General features: G+C 56.0%; 14 protein-coding genes. 4 read left to right on the top strand and 10 right to left on the bottom strand.

What is annotated here, in order from left to right; genetic code table 11:
- Positions 1-32 precede the first annotated feature (32 nt).
- Positions 33-368, top strand: coding sequence for a small metal-binding protein SmbP (smbP, locus tag ACH518_RS05675; protein ID WP_140913958.1), 336 nt, complete (start codon positions 33-35; stop codon positions 366-368).
- A gap of 87 nt (positions 369-455) precedes the next feature.
- Here smbP and ACH518_RS05670 read toward each other — a convergent pair whose 3' ends face one another.
- The 4 genes from ACH518_RS05670 to ACH518_RS05655 all read right to left on the bottom strand — a co-directional run bounded on the left by ACH518_RS05670 (position 456) and on the right by ACH518_RS05655 (position 3,402).
- On the bottom strand, positions 456-1,289 hold the full coding sequence (locus tag ACH518_RS05670; protein ID WP_445372198.1) for a thymidylate synthase: 834 nt from the start codon (positions 1,287-1,289) through the stop codon (positions 456-458).
- A gap of 85 nt (positions 1,290-1,374) precedes the next feature.
- A complete protein-coding gene (locus tag ACH518_RS05665) occupies positions 1,375-2,523 on the bottom strand; it encodes a DUF1624 domain-containing protein (RefSeq protein WP_445372197.1) in 1,149 nt (382 codons plus the stop codon).
- Between the two features lie 200 nt (positions 2,524-2,723).
- Positions 2,724-2,918 carry a hypothetical protein gene (locus tag ACH518_RS05660; protein ID WP_140913961.1) on the bottom strand — a complete coding sequence of 65 codons (195 nt, stop codon included), beginning with the start codon at positions 2,916-2,918 and terminating at the stop codon, positions 2,724-2,726.
- Between the two features lie 295 nt (positions 2,919-3,213).
- Positions 3,214-3,402, bottom strand: a complete 189-nt coding sequence (locus ACH518_RS05655; RefSeq protein WP_445372196.1) for a hypothetical protein — start codon at positions 3,400-3,402, stop codon at positions 3,214-3,216.
- Between the two features lie 924 nt (positions 3,403-4,326).
- Here ACH518_RS05655 and ACH518_RS05650 point away from each other — a divergent pair.
- The 3 genes from ACH518_RS05650 to ACH518_RS05640 all read left to right on the top strand — a co-directional run bounded on the left by ACH518_RS05650 (position 4,327) and on the right by ACH518_RS05640 (position 6,203).
- Complete coding sequence (locus ACH518_RS05650; RefSeq protein WP_445372195.1) at positions 4,327-4,791, top strand: hypothetical protein; 465 nt, start codon at positions 4,327-4,329, stop codon at positions 4,789-4,791.
- Positions 4,792-5,202: 411 nt separating this feature from the next.
- Positions 5,203-5,739 carry a J domain-containing protein gene (locus ACH518_RS05645; RefSeq protein WP_445372194.1) on the top strand — a complete coding sequence of 179 codons (537 nt, stop codon included), beginning with the start codon at positions 5,203-5,205 and terminating at the stop codon, positions 5,737-5,739.
- Between the two features lie 221 nt (positions 5,740-5,960).
- Positions 5,961-6,203, top strand: a complete 243-nt coding sequence (locus tag ACH518_RS05640) for a hypothetical protein (RefSeq protein ID WP_140913966.1) — start codon at positions 5,961-5,963, stop codon at positions 6,201-6,203.
- 910 nt (positions 6,204-7,113) lie between these two features.
- Here the strand turns inward: ACH518_RS05640 and ACH518_RS05635 are convergent.
- The 6 genes from ACH518_RS05635 to ACH518_RS05610 all read right to left on the bottom strand — a co-directional run bounded on the left by ACH518_RS05635 (position 7,114) and on the right by ACH518_RS05610 (position 15,639).
- Positions 7,114-8,154, bottom strand: a complete 1,041-nt coding sequence (locus ACH518_RS05635; protein WP_445372193.1) for a hypothetical protein — start codon at positions 8,152-8,154, stop codon at positions 7,114-7,116.
- A gap of 179 nt (positions 8,155-8,333) precedes the next feature.
- Positions 8,334-8,858, bottom strand: coding sequence for an REP-associated tyrosine transposase (locus tag ACH518_RS05630; protein ID WP_445372192.1), 525 nt, complete (start codon positions 8,856-8,858; stop codon positions 8,334-8,336).
- A gap of 64 nt (positions 8,859-8,922) precedes the next feature.
- On the bottom strand, positions 8,923-9,753 hold the full coding sequence (locus tag ACH518_RS05625; protein WP_445372191.1) for a TIR domain-containing protein: 831 nt from the start codon (positions 9,751-9,753) through the stop codon (positions 8,923-8,925).
- Positions 9,754-9,971: 218 nt separating this feature from the next.
- Positions 9,972-13,076 (bottom strand): efflux RND transporter permease subunit, encoded by a 3,105-nt coding sequence (locus ACH518_RS05620; protein WP_445372190.1) that lies wholly within the window; start codon positions 13,074-13,076, stop codon positions 9,972-9,974.
- Positions 13,073-14,239 carry an efflux RND transporter periplasmic adaptor subunit gene (locus ACH518_RS05615; RefSeq protein ID WP_445372189.1) on the bottom strand — a complete coding sequence of 389 codons (1,167 nt, stop codon included), beginning with the start codon at positions 14,237-14,239 and terminating at the stop codon, positions 13,073-13,075. Before ACH518_RS05615 ends, ACH518_RS05620 begins: the two co-directional genes overlap by 4 nt.
- On the bottom strand, positions 14,236-15,639 hold the full coding sequence (locus tag ACH518_RS05610; RefSeq protein ID WP_445372188.1) for an efflux transporter outer membrane subunit: 1,404 nt from the start codon (positions 15,637-15,639) through the stop codon (positions 14,236-14,238). Before ACH518_RS05610 ends, ACH518_RS05615 begins: the two co-directional genes overlap by 4 nt.
- Between the last annotated feature and the right edge of the window lie 147 nt (positions 15,640-15,786).

Below are 15,786 nucleotides of genomic sequence, written 5' to 3'. Positions count from 1 at the left end.
AGCACCACTACACACATCAATTCGGGGGAATTATGAAAACGTTATCAAGCATTATCCTAAGCGCACTGTTGCTAGCCGCTACCGGCGCCCTTGCAGAAGAACACGCCGCCACCGCACTGGAACACGCCAATCAGGCCGTCACCCACGGCAAAGCCGGCCATGCCTCGGTATTGGTAGAACACGCCGAAGCCGCTCTGCCTCATGCCAAAAAAGGCGCCGAAGTTGCCAAAGGCGAAGCCAAAACTCATCTCGATGCCGGCGTCAAATCGTTGGAAAGCGCGATAGAACACGGAAAAATGGGCCATGCCGACGTTGCGACCAAAGCCGCCGAGGAAGCCGTCGAACATATCAAGGCCGGCAATAAATAACCCGCCAAACTCCCGCAATCAGAATTCAACCGCGGCCTGAGGCCGCCGGGTAGAGACGCCATCGACTGCGTCTCTACCCGCAATCCATCATACCGACACGGCTCCGGCGATGTGCGGGTGGGCTTGGTACTCCAATAACTGCAAATCGGCGAATCGGTAATCGAAAATCGACTCCGGCCGGCGCCCGAACTGCAAACGCGGCGGCGGCAAAGGTTGGCGACTCAACTGCAACTCGACTTGGGCAAAATGGTTGCGGTAGACGTGTACATCGCCGAACGACATGATCAATTCGCCGACTTCGAAGCCGCATTGCTGGGCCAACATGTGCGTCAATAACGCCACACTGGCTTGGTTGTAAGGCACGCCCAAAAAACAGTCGGCACTGCGTTGGGTCATCATGCAGGACAATTTACCGTTCGCCACGTAAAACTGGTACAGCACGTGGCACGGCGGCAACGCCATCCTGCCGGCCGCCGCATTTTCGCGCGGCCCGATCGATTCGTCCGGCAGAAAACCCACGTTCCAGGCGCTGACCAGGTGCCGGCGCGAGTCGGGTTTGCGCTTCAAGCCATCGACCAGAATCTCGATCTGATCGAAACGCCTTCCATCCGGCCCCAACCAGTTGCGCCACTGCGCGCCGTAAACCGGGCCCAGCTCGCCATCCGGCGTTGCCCATTCGTCCCAGATCGTGACGCCGTGGTCGTTCAGATATTTGATATTGGTGTCGCCCCGCAAAAACCAGAGCAACTCGTAAGCTATCGACTTGAAGTGCAGTTTTTTGGTGGTTAACAACGGAAACCCATCGGCCAGGTTGTAACGGATTTGCCGGCCGAAAACCGAACGGGTACCGGTGCCGGTACGGTCGCTTTTATCGACGCCGTTGGCCATGATATCGGCCAGAAGCTCTAAATATGGTTGCATAGCAAGTTAAGCGGACAAATTGCCTCAGTATAACGGGGACGGGGGATAACGCGTAAACGGTTATGCACGTACCGGCAGCCCTTGGCTATAAATATTGCAACCAACGCCACTGCGGCCGCGCCGCTTTGAACGCCTCGAACCAACGGCAAACCGGATACAGCATCATCAACACCAGCAGCCAGACACCGTAAACGCCGGGCAGTCCGAAGCCGTAATCGGCCGGCCAATCTTTTTGCCAGATACCGCCGCCGGCCACGACCGCCACCGGTCCGCCGCTAACCAAGGCCACCAGCACCGCCAAACCGTGGATTGCATAGAGATGGATCAGATAATAAAACAACGGCGTTCTGCCGAACACCTGCAGCACCGCTATCGGCCGGGACGCAAGCGCCAGAAACATCAATGCCGGCCCCAGCGTCATCAATAGATACAACAAGGAAGGCGGATATTTGTGGCAGTTTAAAAACGACAACAACGTAAATACCGGATCGGGGTAAGCTTGCCACGGCTGCGGATCGCCGTATAAATTGCTGTAGCGCAACAATATGAAGGCAGCAAACAAGCCGCCGCCCAGCCACGCCAGCCGCCGCGGTTTGCGCCATTGCTCTGCATCCAACAAATGGCCGAAACCGTAGCCCAAGGCCATCACGCCGATCCACGGAATCAGGGGGTAGTAAGGATTCAACACAAACCCGCCGCCGAAATCGATGTCATCGCCGGTATGTAACACCGACCACCAGGGCCCGAACCACCCCATCTCGGCCGGTTTCAAGCCGTCAAACACGTTATGGCCGACAACCATCAAGCCGCCGATGGCGACCACCCAACCCAGCGGCAATTTGACCAGCACCGCCAAAACCATCATCGACCAACCCAGCGCCCACAACACGCCGGCGTCGACGTGGCGCAAATCGGCACGAAAATTCCAGGCCCAAGCTTCAACCGTAACCACCAGCAGCAGCAATAACAAACCGCGCTTGGCCAGAAAGCCGCTGACCGGTGCGGCCGGCCCACGTTTAGCCGCCCACAACCAGGCGCTGGTACCGGCCAGAAACACGAACACCGCCGCGCAGAAATGGGTAATCCAGCGGGTCATGAACAGTGCCGCGGAGGTTTTCTGCAAATCGGTAGGATCGAAATGAGAGATGCTGAAAAAATCGCGAGTATGGTCTAGCGTCATCAATATCATGACCAAACCGCGCAGATTATCCAAACAAGCGATACGTCGGACCATATTGCGTGCCACCCAAGCCAAATCGGCTTAGCTTATCGGCGGAGTAGCGGAAGTCAATCGATGTCGGCCGATGAAGCCTCCGGATTTGATGAAAGCCGACCGGCAGATCCGTAATAATCTTGGACCTGACCGCTCGGCTACTGCCCAGACAATTGCAGCCCTAACTATTGGTTTAGCGGCATCGCCTGTGCTTCGGGTACTTAAATCACACCCAAGCTGGTGCAGAGCAATAACAGGCTGGAACAGCAAATCGAGATCAGGACAGTCAATGCCAGCGCGACATCGGCAAAACAAGCCAAGTAAGCGAATATCTTATGCCCGTCGATGGCTTTGGCTTGAACTACGGCAACCTGGGCAAAATCTGCGATTTTCGGGTGATGGTGTAAGGTGTTCATAATCGCCCCCGGTATATGGTTTTTTGGCGTCAAAACACCTGCATAAAGCGAACCTGGGCATAAAACCTGTTGAAAATCAAAGCCGACAACCGCCGCAACAGCCGAACACCGCTGCGACCCAGCGGCAATTGTCAAAAAACGCGACACGCGCAACGTAGCGCGATCGCCTCAATCGGCTGTCAGAACTCAGCAAATTCGAGGACCGATGCGCCAACGCCGGCCGTCAGATCCCGCACGCACGGCTGACGCCGTCAAATATTCCGACACCCGGTCAGGATCGGCTAAGCGACGGCAATCAGTGATGCCAATGGTGGCGGTGATGGCGATGATGCCAACCGCCGTGGTGCGGGCCGGCGTCGTAGCCATAGCCGCCGTAAGGCGCGTAGTAACCGGCCGAACGCTGGCCGTAGGGCACATAGGCCACGCATCCCGACAGCAACAACAGTCCGGCCAGCAAAAACAATAAACGCAGGTGGAGACGCATGACTACCAGCCTCGCCGGTAGTCGAAATCCCGATACGGGCCGGATCGGTCATAGCGGTAGTATCTGGGCGGCGTCAGCTCGCGATACCCCGGCGGTATGGGGCGAACACCCCAGTACGGCTGAGAGTACGCGGGATAGTAAGGCCGGTCGTAGCCCCAGAAACGGGGGTGATGATGTCTGTGGTGATGATGGTGGCGACCATAGCCCCAATCCCCGCCGTGCGCGGCTGCCACACCGGAAAACGATATACAAAATACCGTGATTGCTAATAGTCTGAACATATATCCTCCTTCGCGGACTGTTTCAGTTGCGGCAGATTGTTCTCGGTTCAGCTTAATGGCCGCTTAGCCGGACGCTAACGGGTATCTTGTACTTGGGGCTGTGGGGCCGCCATGACGGACTCCGAAAGCCGCTCCTATTTTTGTCCGGCACCAACGCCGATTTCGACTACAGTTTTGCTTGCTGCTGCCAAACAAACTGCATCACCGGAAAGTCGATACGGAATCGGCAATCACCCGAAACGGCCGGAAATTGCATCAGGTTTGCAGCACTTTGCTTGGCCGTTGGCGTTGCAGGGAGCCAGCGGTTAACCCAAAACCGCTTGAATGAGTTTTGCGCGAAAACCGGTTGAACCTCCCGCAAAAATTTAACTGAATTTATGCGCTACCCTGGCTAACAGGTTGGTGAAAAACCATATTTGAGACGCTAATTTTGCTCAATCGAACCAGCATTTAGTAGGAAATTGGCTTCATCACCACTAAATATAGAGTCATTCAAAGCCAAAAAAGAGTTTTTCACCAACCTGCTAAAGCCAAACCAAACCGCGGAAAACAACAAAAGCTTAATCTTAAAGAAGGTAGGTAAACGATGGGATATTGCGACTATTTATATCGGCCGGACAACATAATTGGCTACAGTGGAGACTTGGACAATAATCCTACGGTGTATTTTGTTACCGAATCGAGAGATGAAAACGGGGCCATAAAAACCAAACAAGTCGGTGACGTCGCCCAGATTCTGTTTCTGAACGGCCACATCACACAGGCGCATGGCCAGGCAAACAACATAGGCAGAGAGCTGGTAACCGAATCGTATTCTTACAGCATAATGAACGTCGAACCGGACAAGATAGACGGTTTTAGTCCGAACCAAATTAAGGGAAAAAGGCTGCAGGAAACCTATCATCAAAGCGAAGTGCCTCTGCCCACTCCCGGTTTTTACCCAACTCCCGATGGTTTTTCGGATTTTCATGTCAGCCGCAGTGTCTTCAAACCCGTGGATATGAAGGATTACGCCACGCTAATGAAATTAGCCAACGCGATTGCAAAATTTCCGCGGCTGAAGCAAATGTTTGGCGCTCGAGACGATGGATATATCAGGCGTCTATAGTCGGTGACCCGATCTTGAACGCTTTACCGGCATAGCCATTCTCGCTCCCTTGGCCTCGGCCTGGGTCGAATGTCTCTCAGAACGCTCTGATTACGCCGCACGGAGCCTGGATTGCGCAACGCCGTCCAGGCTGGTCAGGATGGGCCAAGCGGACTGACAACGCAAAGCTCGGCAGATTCGGCCGCAGCCCTTTAGAAATCGACAAACCAACCGGCTTGTTCCAAACCTGACAGTTTGTCAGTTTTCCACTACCCATTCGTACCCCAAACCCTAAATTTCCATTCGCCCGGATAGGGCTTAACGCGCTAACAAACCACGGCTGGCGACACTTCTCCAACCGCTGTCGTGCTTGGTATTCATCTTGCTGGCTTAACAGAAAATTCTTGCTCATCAGCCAATCAGGTAAAGACCATGCACCACAATCCGTGGCCGGAAGAAGAACAGCTATGGGTCATTTGGAACGGCTCGCTCGGCATCGTCGATACCGTGACCATCGGCCTGATTAAAGCCAGTCCGCAGGCGAGGTATGCCTGGCTGGAAGAGCCCTACGACATGGTCGGCCCGTTCAACCTCGACGAGCTGGAAACGAACGGTTGGATAGGCTTCGAAGCTTGCACGGTGATGTCGCGGCAAAAATGGCAGGACGACCAAGTGGAATTGCGCCGGGAGTCGCTGAAACTCCGCCGCGCGGCGCAGGAAAGACTTTACGAATACCAGGCCCGGCACCACCAAAGCCGTTTTCAGGACCCCAGCCAGGATCGCCGCTTCAGCGAACGGCGACACCGGGAAGCATTGCACCTGCCGCTCGACGGCGTACTGAAAGCCTCCCAGATTAAAACCGCATTTCGGCGCCTCGCCCAAAAAACCCACCCCGACGTCGGCGGCAGCCACGAGCAATTCATTCGAATTACCGAAGCCCGCAATGCCTTACTGGAACGAGCATCGTAAATGAACCCGGCAAACAGGCAATGGCAGCGGCGACCTTGGCTTAACGTACTGTTTGGCCTGCCGTAATTGGCGTTGCCAACAGTGTAATCCGCGGTTACGCCGATTTGGCGAATGACCCAGGAAGAAAAGAATTCGGCCGCAAATGCCGGACTAACCAGACCGTATAGACAACGTTGCCCAACGGTCAGCTGATGATAATAATCCAAACGAATGAGAGATTTATGGCTAAAGATTTAAACGAATTACGCGCGGTCTTGGACAAAATGGAAGAAATCGTCAAAAGCATGAGCGAAATGGACTCCGAAATCCTGGATTTCGTCGACGCGAATTATCCGGCTGCGCTGAACGATCAAAAAGTCTTGCAGGCCTTCAAAAATATCGGCGACGCCGAAGACGAATTGCAAAGACAGCTGGGTTTGTTACGGTCCCGGTTGGCGGCCAATATTCCGGAATTGAACGGCTGACAAATGGCTGAAACTAACTAGGCGAGCCCAAACTCGCCTGGTTTAAATTTTGACCTATTGGAATTTAAGGTGCGACTTGATATGGGCTGGCTTTGAATGACGATGCTTTGGGCAATCATTCTGTTCTAAAGAGGACTCAATCGAATCAACCGAAAACTGTATCAGTTGGCCGTAGGATGCGGTGAGGAACGAACCGCATCAATCGCGAACGATGCGGTGCACGTTGTTTACCGCATCCTACGGCCCTGTTCTACAGAGGATTCAATCGAATCAACCGAAAACTGTACCAATCGGCCGTAGGATGATGGCAGCTACGCTACGCGGATTGGCTGAGCAACGTTGTAACCTGGACGGGTTTTGTCCCCTGATGCCGCGCCGAGCACCGGAGGGTTTGAGCGGTAGTTGCCCGGCAGGGGCGCGGCAGGGATGCCGCGCGTTTTCGGAGGGCTAGGACAGCCCTTCCGAAAACCCCGCTCAAACCCGCAGGCGCGCAGGACACAAGCGGCATGGGGTGTCGTTTCTTTTGGATGCTTTTCTTTGGACAAGCAAAGAAAAGTATCGCGGTTGCCGGTCCGCGAACCGGCAATAAATTAGGCTTCGCGACAGCGAAACAATATTCATCCCAGTTTAAATTCCGCGTGGGCACAAAAACCGTGCCCACCCTACGCGGCTGCCCGTCTCAGTTTCTTTTTCACCGGCCTGTCGTTCGCCGCCTGGCTGTACAGATGAAAAATGCTTTTTGCCGTATCCAGACCCACCACGTTACTATTCATTTCGGACTCCTCGTCGCTCCGTTTAAATTCTCTGGCGCAGTATGACACCGCGTGGGGTGGGGAGGAGTCCATGCCATCATCCTACGGCCCTAAATATAGAGTCATTCAAAGCCAAAAAAGAGTTTTTCACCAACCTGCTAGCGACCCGCATCGCTCTTGCTGTTGACATTAATTCTCTCTGATATCAAGGGATTAATTTCTTCAAATATCAGCTTCGCACGAGAGTCGCAGACTTCCATGATTGACTTGTACCAGTTATTCGGAGCATCAGAGAAAAAGCACTTTTCGATAGCCTTTGTCTCTTCAATCCAGTTTGGCAGTGGTTCATGTACGCTATCCATGAAACCGTTGGATGACCGCTTTTCGCGATAGAGAGTCTCAACAATATATCGAAGCTCAGCCACCAATTCCATCCAATATCCGTACCAGTCTGATAGTGCACGTCTTAGTATTTGTTCGTCAACGAGTTCGGCGTCAATCATAGTGTGAATGTTACCCCAGTACTCCAGCCAGCAAGTCAAGGCCTGGTGTTCTGAAAGAGCCGACTGAATGTACGCAGGCTCGCGTGTTGATCTCAATTTCGGAGGTACATAGTCGGCTGGATGATAGTGATCAACAAAACGAACGAAGTTGTGGCCAAAAGGAGACCTTTCGGCTTCCGATTGAAAATCCATTTGCTGGTAGTGGACGAAGCCTGTAACTACAGAAAATCGATAGTGAGTGCCATCCGGGCCTTTCCAATGGCGCCATTTAACAAAAATCTCCCAAACTGGTGCAGAAACCTCTTTGTAGAATTGAAGGTTCTGGAATCTATCGATCAATTGAACTGTATTTTTCCGGCGTTCGGCAGCTATTCGCTCTTGCTTATCAAGTTGTTGCCGTCGCTCCGCCTCTTTTTCGCGCTCAGATTCAAGCCGATTTATTGTGAATCCAATATATGTGACAGCAGCTGCATTTATGAGCGCAAACAATGGATTGAGGATGCCGCCAATATAGTCACCGAATTCACCCCAAGGTCCTGGATCGTTGGTGGATAAGCGCAGGTGACCAAGATTTTCAACATAGACACCGATAGCGGCAGCTATGGACAGCGCCACCGATACAACGACCAGAGCAATGATTGTCCGTGGTCTCATGGTTATCTGTGTGACGCCCAACCAGTTATTAGATGGTTCCATATATCTACCGAAAATGGCCCCCGAAGCGACAATTTATTGATCAACATAGGCATTTCCTTTCTGTATATCATCGGAGCCAAGTAAAGACACAGGAAATTGCGGTCATTGAATCAGATCAGCCGATAGACCGCAAGGCCGTAAGGCGCAATAACCAGCGGGCATTGCGCCGTATTTTCAAACTATTCAAACTCATATAAATCTCCGTCATTTCCTGCCCAATTTAAAGGATAAACGCCACGCTCGACCCACCGAGGAAAGGTCGAATAAGACCAATCTTTTACCTGGTTTACCCAACCATGTTTCACAGGGTTGTAGTGGATATAATTCAAGTGTGCTTGAAAATCCGCCTCATCTCTTATCAAGTGTTCCCAATAACGCCGCTGCCAAATACCGCGTTCGCCACGTTTGATTCTGATCGCGGATCTTCGCTCTGTTTTTGGTATTGCCTTGGAAAATCCAATTTTTATCAAACGTATTCTTGTCGCGTAATCGGTATCGTTTTCCGGCAATTCAATCAAACAATGCATATGTTCGGGCAATACCACCCAACCGTGAATTTTAAACGGGTGATTCGCCTTTACCGTTTTGATCGAGTCTCGTAAAAGTTGAATATGCCTTATCAATAAGTCGTTATTTTTTCTTTGTAACAAATTGATCGTAAAAAAATAGGTTCCGCCTGGATGCCAAATTCGCCGGTAATCCATTTTTTAATATCAATATCAGATTAACTGCGGCGCAATGCCCGTTGGTTATTGCGCCCTACGCGGGCTAGAACGGTATATCTTCATCGAAACTCTCTGGTGGCTCCGGTGCTTTGGGTTGCAAAGCTTCTTCATTTTTCAATAGTTCATCAATACCCATTTCGGTAATTGAATAAGCGAAAAAGTCATACCCATCGTGATGATCAGTTTCTACGGTTTTACTCACATAACCCATGCGTTGAAGTTTGATGAGTGAGATTTGTAAAGCAGCTTCATTTATACCGCGAAAAATACTTGATATTCTATGGAAAGGCAATCCAACCGGATCAACCGTATGACTTTGTAAGCACGCAGCGAGATATCTATAGTCTTGATCTTTTAGCTCATAGATTGTTGGATTCGCTACTATTTTTTTGGATTCTGATAGGGCTGCATGGTTTATCAAACCGAGCCTTTCTACTTCGGATTTTATTAGGGAGCAAGCTCGGTTTGTTGATGAAACTAAATCGCCATCGGATCTTCCCGCGTCGTAATCTGCTGGCGTTACACCAAGTAAGTCCGTTGGCAAATGCATATCAATACCTCGCGGCTTTAATATAAAAGAACGCGATTTCCCTATTGCACCAACAAACAAGCCCATTTCGAATATTACGTTGTCCCTTACGACATGCTCTTTTCTGCTTCTAATCTCAGATATGTCGTCAGGAGCAAATATAAATAACGCGAAATCAACAAATGAAGACTTTTCAACAAGGTCGTCAACGGTTGATGATGAAAGCTTAAAAGTCCCATTTTTCCAGAGAGTAATTTCAAATTCATGGTCCAAATTTACGTTTACAGCTTCGGCAATAGGTAAGCTCTCTACTGAAGATGCTATAAATAATCTTGGTTTTCTCAATTTTTTCTCTCCTTTCTCAATTGAGTGCTAACTAGTTATTAGATGGTTCCGTATATCTACCGAAAATAGCCCCGAAGCGACAATTTATTGATCAACATAGGCATTTCCTTTCTGTATATCATCAGAGCCAAGTAAACAAACATCAAATTGCGGTCATTGAATCAGATTGGCCGATAGACCGCAACGCGTCGAACTGCCTATTCGCAACTGCCCCCAACTCACCTCTCCCCCAACACCGCATAACACGCCGGCGTCAATATCAAACTGGCCGCCATGCCGATCAGCAGGCCGGCGGAGAGGGACAGCGTCATCGGGATCAGGAATTGGGCTTGCGGGCTGGTTTCCAGCAGGGTGGGCAGGAAGCCGGCGAAGTTGGTCAGGAAGGCCAGCAGGATGGGCCGGAAGCGGGAGCAGCAGGCTTCGGCGATCAGCACGTCCACCGGGCGGTCGTCGCCGTCGTGCTGGCGCAGATAGTCCAGCAATACCAGACTGTCGTTAACCACCACGCCGCTGGCGGCAATCATGCCGACCAAGGATTCCATAGACAGCGGCAGGCCGGCGGCCCAGTGGGCCAGCACCGCGCCGCACCAGGCCACCGGCGCGGCCAGCAGAAAGATCAGCGGTTTGGCGTATGAACGAAACGGCACGGCGATCAAGGCGTAGATCACCAACAGCGCGATCAGCGTGTTTTTGCCGAAAGCGGCCAGCAGCTCTTTCTGTTCCTGGCGTTGCTGGCCGATTTTGACGTTCAGGCCGGGAAAGCGGCTTTCCAGCGCCGGGAACACGTCGCGCTCCAGCACCGCGTAAACTTCGTTGGCGTCGGCCAGGGTCGGATCGACCCTGGCCTGGACTTTCAAGACCCGTTGCCGGTCTTCGCGCACGATGCGGGCGTAACCTTGCAGCACTTCAACGTCGGCCAAGCTGGCCAGCGGTGCGCTGGCGCCGTTGGGCAGGCGCACCGGCTGGGCCTTGAGTTGGTCCAGCGAACGCCGCTCGCGCAGCGGAAAACGCACCATCACCTTGACTTCCTTGCGGCCGCGCATGAAGCGATGCACTTCCTCGCCGTAATAGCCGTTGCGGACCTGCTCGGCCAGTTGCTCCAGGCGCATGCCCAGCCGTTCGGCGTCGGGCTTTAGCGTCAAGTGAATCTCCGGCTTGCCGGGTTCGCCGGAATCGATCACGTCGTAGGCGCCGCGAAAGCCCTTGATCTGTTGTTTGAGCTGCTCGACCGCCGGGCCGAGCTGAGCCGGATTGTCGGCGCCGACCGTCAGCTCCAGGTCGTAGGGTTGGTCGCCCTCCTTGAAAATGAAATCGACCTGGCCGATTTGAATGTCGCCGATGCGCTGGCGCCAGTCGCGGATGAAGTCCTCGACCTTGATGCGCTGGCGGCCGGCCGCCGACAATTCCAGCCACAGGCCGGCGCCGTGTTCCCAGACGATGGTTTCGACACCAACAATGACGCTGTGCTCGGGGTGTTGGCCGCGCTTGCCGGCGCCGGGCGGCACGCCGTCCAGTTCGTCGCGCAATTCAAACAAGGCGTTTTCGACCCGGTTGGCCAAGGCTTGGGTTTCGCTGTACGGCGCGCTTTGCGGCAGCCGGATCGACACCCAAAAACTGTCCTTGGACACGTCCGGATTGATCGACTGGCGCACCCGGTCGCTGGCCACCAGCCCCCAGCAAATAATCAGCAGGGCGGCGAACAGCGCGACAGTCAGATAACGCCAGCGCAGTGAGGCCGCCAGCAGCGGCCGGTACACCCGCGCGACGAAGCGGTCCAGGCCGCCGTTCAGCCGGGTGCGCAACCGCTGCAAGCCGTGGGCGGCGCTCGGCGCCGATACCGGCGCGACCAGATGCGAGGGCAGGATCAGCAGGGCTTCGACCAGCGAGAACACCAGCGTCAGGATCATAATGACGCAGATCGGCCGCATCATTTGCCCGGCCCAGCCCGGCAAATACAAGCCCGGCAGAAACGCCACCAACACGATCAACACCGACAGCGTGACCGGCAAGGCCACGGCGCGCACGCCGTTGACGGCGGCTTGCAACGGGGTTTCGCCGCCTTCGAGCTGGCGGCTGTGCACGCTTTCGCCGATGATGATCGCATCGTCCACCAGCACGCCCATCGCCAGCAAAAAGCCGAACAAGGACAGCATGTTCAGCGAAATATCCAACGCCGGCATCAGCCAGAACGCGCCCAGCACCGAAGTAAAAATGCCGACGCCGGCCCACAGCGCCACCCGCACTCGCAGGAACAGCGTCAACACCAGACACACCAGCAAAAAGCCGCTCAAACCGTCTTCGAGCAAGGTGCCGATGCGTTCGTCGTAGGCCTGGGAATCGTCCCACCAGGTAATCAGACGCAAACCTTCCGGCAGGCCGGCGCGCATGGCCGCGATTTCCGATTTGACTTTGCGCGCCACCGCCACGCTGTCGCGTTCGGTATGCACCTCCCAACCTTGCGCGGTTTCGCCGTTGTGGCGCCAGTCGTACAGGCGCTCCTCCAGGCCGTCGCGGATCGTGGCGATTTGGTCCAGCCGCAGCCGGTTGCCGTCCGGCAAAGTCTTGACGATCAACGCGCCGACCGCGTCGGCATCCTTGGCCCGGCCGGCCACCCGCAACAATAATTCGCCGTCCGGATTGCGGACCAGGCCGCCGGGTAGGTCGACCGACGCGGCGCGCACGGCTTGGGTGACATCGTCCAGCGTCAGTTGGTATTTGCGCATTTGCTCCGGCGCGACTTCGATACCAATCTCGTAATTGCGTTCGCCGTAATTGCGCACCCGGCTGACGCCCGGTATCGTCGACAATTGCTGTTGAATCCGGTCGCCGAACTGCTGCAGCTTAAAGGCATCGGTAGCGCCGTGCAGCGCCACCCAGATCACGCCGTCGTCGTCTTTGCGGTCGGCCGGCAATACGTCGATTTTTTCCAGTTGCCTGGGCAGGCGCGGAATGGCTTGCACCCTGGCGCGCAGCAAGGCCATCATTTGCTCGCGGTCACGGTCGGCATGGATTTCAACCGCCAAGGTGCAGGTATCGCCCTGAATTTCGCCGTGCAAATGCTTGATGCCGGGCAGGTCGTGCACCGCTTCTTCGATTGGGATGCACACTGCTTCCTCGACTTCGGATGGCCCGGCGCCGGGGAAGACGGCGGTAATTTCGATCTGATGCGGACTGAAGCGCGGAAACACTTCCTTGTCGACGTCCAGCATGCCGATCACGCCCCCGGCCAGGATCAGCAACATCAACAAATTGGCCGCGACCGGATTGCCGGCAAACCAGGCCAAAATCCCGCCCAGGCGGGCCGCGCCGTTCGAGCCGCTCATGGTTGGCTTGGCGCCGCTTCGACCCGCATGCCGGCCACCGGCAGCGGCATTTCCGAAACCACCACCCGGTCTCCGGCCTGCAAACCGGACTTGACCACGACCCTCCCCGGCTCGCTGCGCAGGATCTCGACATCGCGGAACACCAAGCGCTGCTCGGCATCGACCAATTTGACCTGCTGCAGATTGTTCAATGCGCTACGCGGCAAGGCATACAGCCCGGCGCGGGCTACACCCTCGATTTCGGCTTGGACGAACAGGCCGCTCAACAGCGGCGCGGCGCCGTCGCGGCTGTTATCGGGCTGCTCGACCTGGGCGACCAGAAACAACTGGCCGCTGCTGCTGTCCAGTTCGGCTTCGCTGCGGACGATGCGCCCGCGCCAGGTTTGCGGCTGGCCGGCCACCTCCGCTCTCAAGGTCACCGCCGGCCAATGCGCCGCGCGGCCGGCTTGGCCCAGCGGCAAATCCAGAAAGGCCAGTTCGTTGATACCGACCGGTAGCCGAATCTCGACGATGTCGTTGGCGTAAATCCTTGCAATCGTCGCGCCGGCCGGCAGAAACTGGCCGCGGCCGACTTGCTTGCTCAACACCCGGCCGGAGAACGGCGCCCGGATCTCGCAGCGGCTGCGGTCGAGTTTGGCTTTGGCCAGATCCGCTGCGGCGGCCTGCAATTTGGCTTCGGCTTCGGCCAGTTGCGGTTTGCGCAAGGCCAGATCGCTGGCTTCGCCCTGGCCCAGCGCCTGCCATTCGCTCAGCGCCTGTTCGGCCTGGGCGCGTTCGTTGATCAGTACCCGTTTGGCTTCGGCAATCTTGGCCTGGGTGACGACGATGGCGTAATCGTAGTCGCGCGGGTCTATCGTCGCCAACAGTTCGTCGGCCTTGAAAAAACCGCCGGACACCAGCGCCGGATGCATCTGCTCGACTTTGCCAGAGACTTGGGCGATCAGGTCGATCGCTTCGCGCGGGGCAACCACGCCTTGCGAATGCACGTTCAGTTTCAAGGTTTGCGGTTGGGCATTGACGAACTCGACGCGCGGGATTGGCTGCTCGGCCGGCGCCGGCAAACTGCTCGGCCGCAAGGCGATCATGGCCCAGGCCGCACCAAAGGCCGCGCTCAACACCGCAGCCGGCAAGATGATTTGTAACCAACGGGATTTTTCGTTCACACCGGGCCGCCCAAGGCCAAATATAAGTTGATGCGATTGGCTAGTAATTGCCGCCGCACCGCCAGATGCGCGCTTTGCGCGTTCAGGGTGCTGCGGTAGCTGTCCAGCAGGGTCAGAATTTCGATCAAGCCCTGCTGGTAGGAATACACCGCCAGCTTGCGGCTGGCTTCGGTTTGCTCGACGGCCTCGCGTAGCGCCTGTTCCTGCTCCCGTAAGCGGGTTTCGGCGGCCAGGGCTTGTTCGACTTCGCGGAACGCGTTCAACGCCACGCTCTGGTATTGTTGGTAGGCCTCGCGAACTCGGGCCTGATTCAAGCGAATCTCGGCTTGCAAACGGTCGCCGGTGAACAAGGGTTGAGCCAGGCCAGCCGCCAAGTTCCAGGCCGCTGCGCGCGGATCGACAATTTCGGCCAGGGCCGGGCTGGCGCTGCCGCCGGCAGCCGTCAACGTCAGCCGTGGCAATAACGCTTTTTCGGCGCTTTCCAGGCCGGAGTCGGCAGCTTGCAAGCGTTGGAAAGCGGCGGTAATGTCGGGGCGGCGCAGCATCAGCTCGGCCGGCAGGCCGGCGGCCAGACCGGGCGGCGGCTCCGGCAAGCTGTGCGGCGTCTGGCCGGCTGGGTCGTTCGCCGCGGTTTGAGCGATCCGGCCGTCCGGATAACGGCCGAGCAGGGTTTGCAGTAGCCGCGCCAACAATTGCACGTCGTTTTCGGCTTGGGCCAGTTGGGCTTGGGCATTCGCCAGATCGGTCAATGCCAGCCGCAAATCCAGACCGCGGGTCAAACCTCTATTAAATCGGCCGCGTACCAGGTCGACGATCACGCCGCGGTCGTGGACCGATTGCGCCGCAACATGAGCCTGCAAGCGGGCTTCGGCCAGGGCGAAATAAGCTTGGGCAATCCGCGCCGCCAGCGAGAGCCGGGCCGCCCGATAATCGTCGGCGACTGCGGCGGCGTTACTGATGGCGGCTTGCTGTCCGGCCTTGATCCGGCCCCAGACATCCAGCTCCCAACTCAAGTTGAATAGCGCGGCAAAGCGGCCGGATTCGACGCCGAGATCGCGCCTGCGTTGGTAACCCGGATTGAAATAAGCTTGCGGCCAACGCCCGGCGCCGGCCACCACCGCTTGTTCGCGGGCCGCATCGATACGGGCCGCAGCGACCTGCAGATCGAAATTGCCGGCCAGACCATCGGCCACTAACGCCGTCAATTGCGCGTCGGCAAAGCGATCCAGCCACGCCGAGACCGACTGCTCCGGCGGCGTCGGCTGTTCCGACCATTGCGGCGGCGTCGCAAAGGCGAGATCCTGGGGATCGCGGGGCGGCAGCGGCTGGCAAGCGCACGCCGCCGCAACCAGCCCAGCGCAGAGCGTTAAAGTCGGGGCCGGTTTGCGGGGTAAGGGCATGCGTCGATGAATGAACGGTTTTGGACAGTGCGGCGGCCCTTTGCTTACAGGGCCTCTTCAGTTAAGACGTTTCAAAAGTCAAAATCCCCACCGACTTGCCAAAAAATAGGGCATATGCCGTATATATCGGGAACTCCAACCGGCCGC

The sequence above is a fragment of the Methylomonas sp. HW2-6 genome, assembly GCF_052474525.1.
Note: the sequence above shows the minus strand (reverse complement) of the source record. Positions and strands in the feature narration are given on the sequence as shown.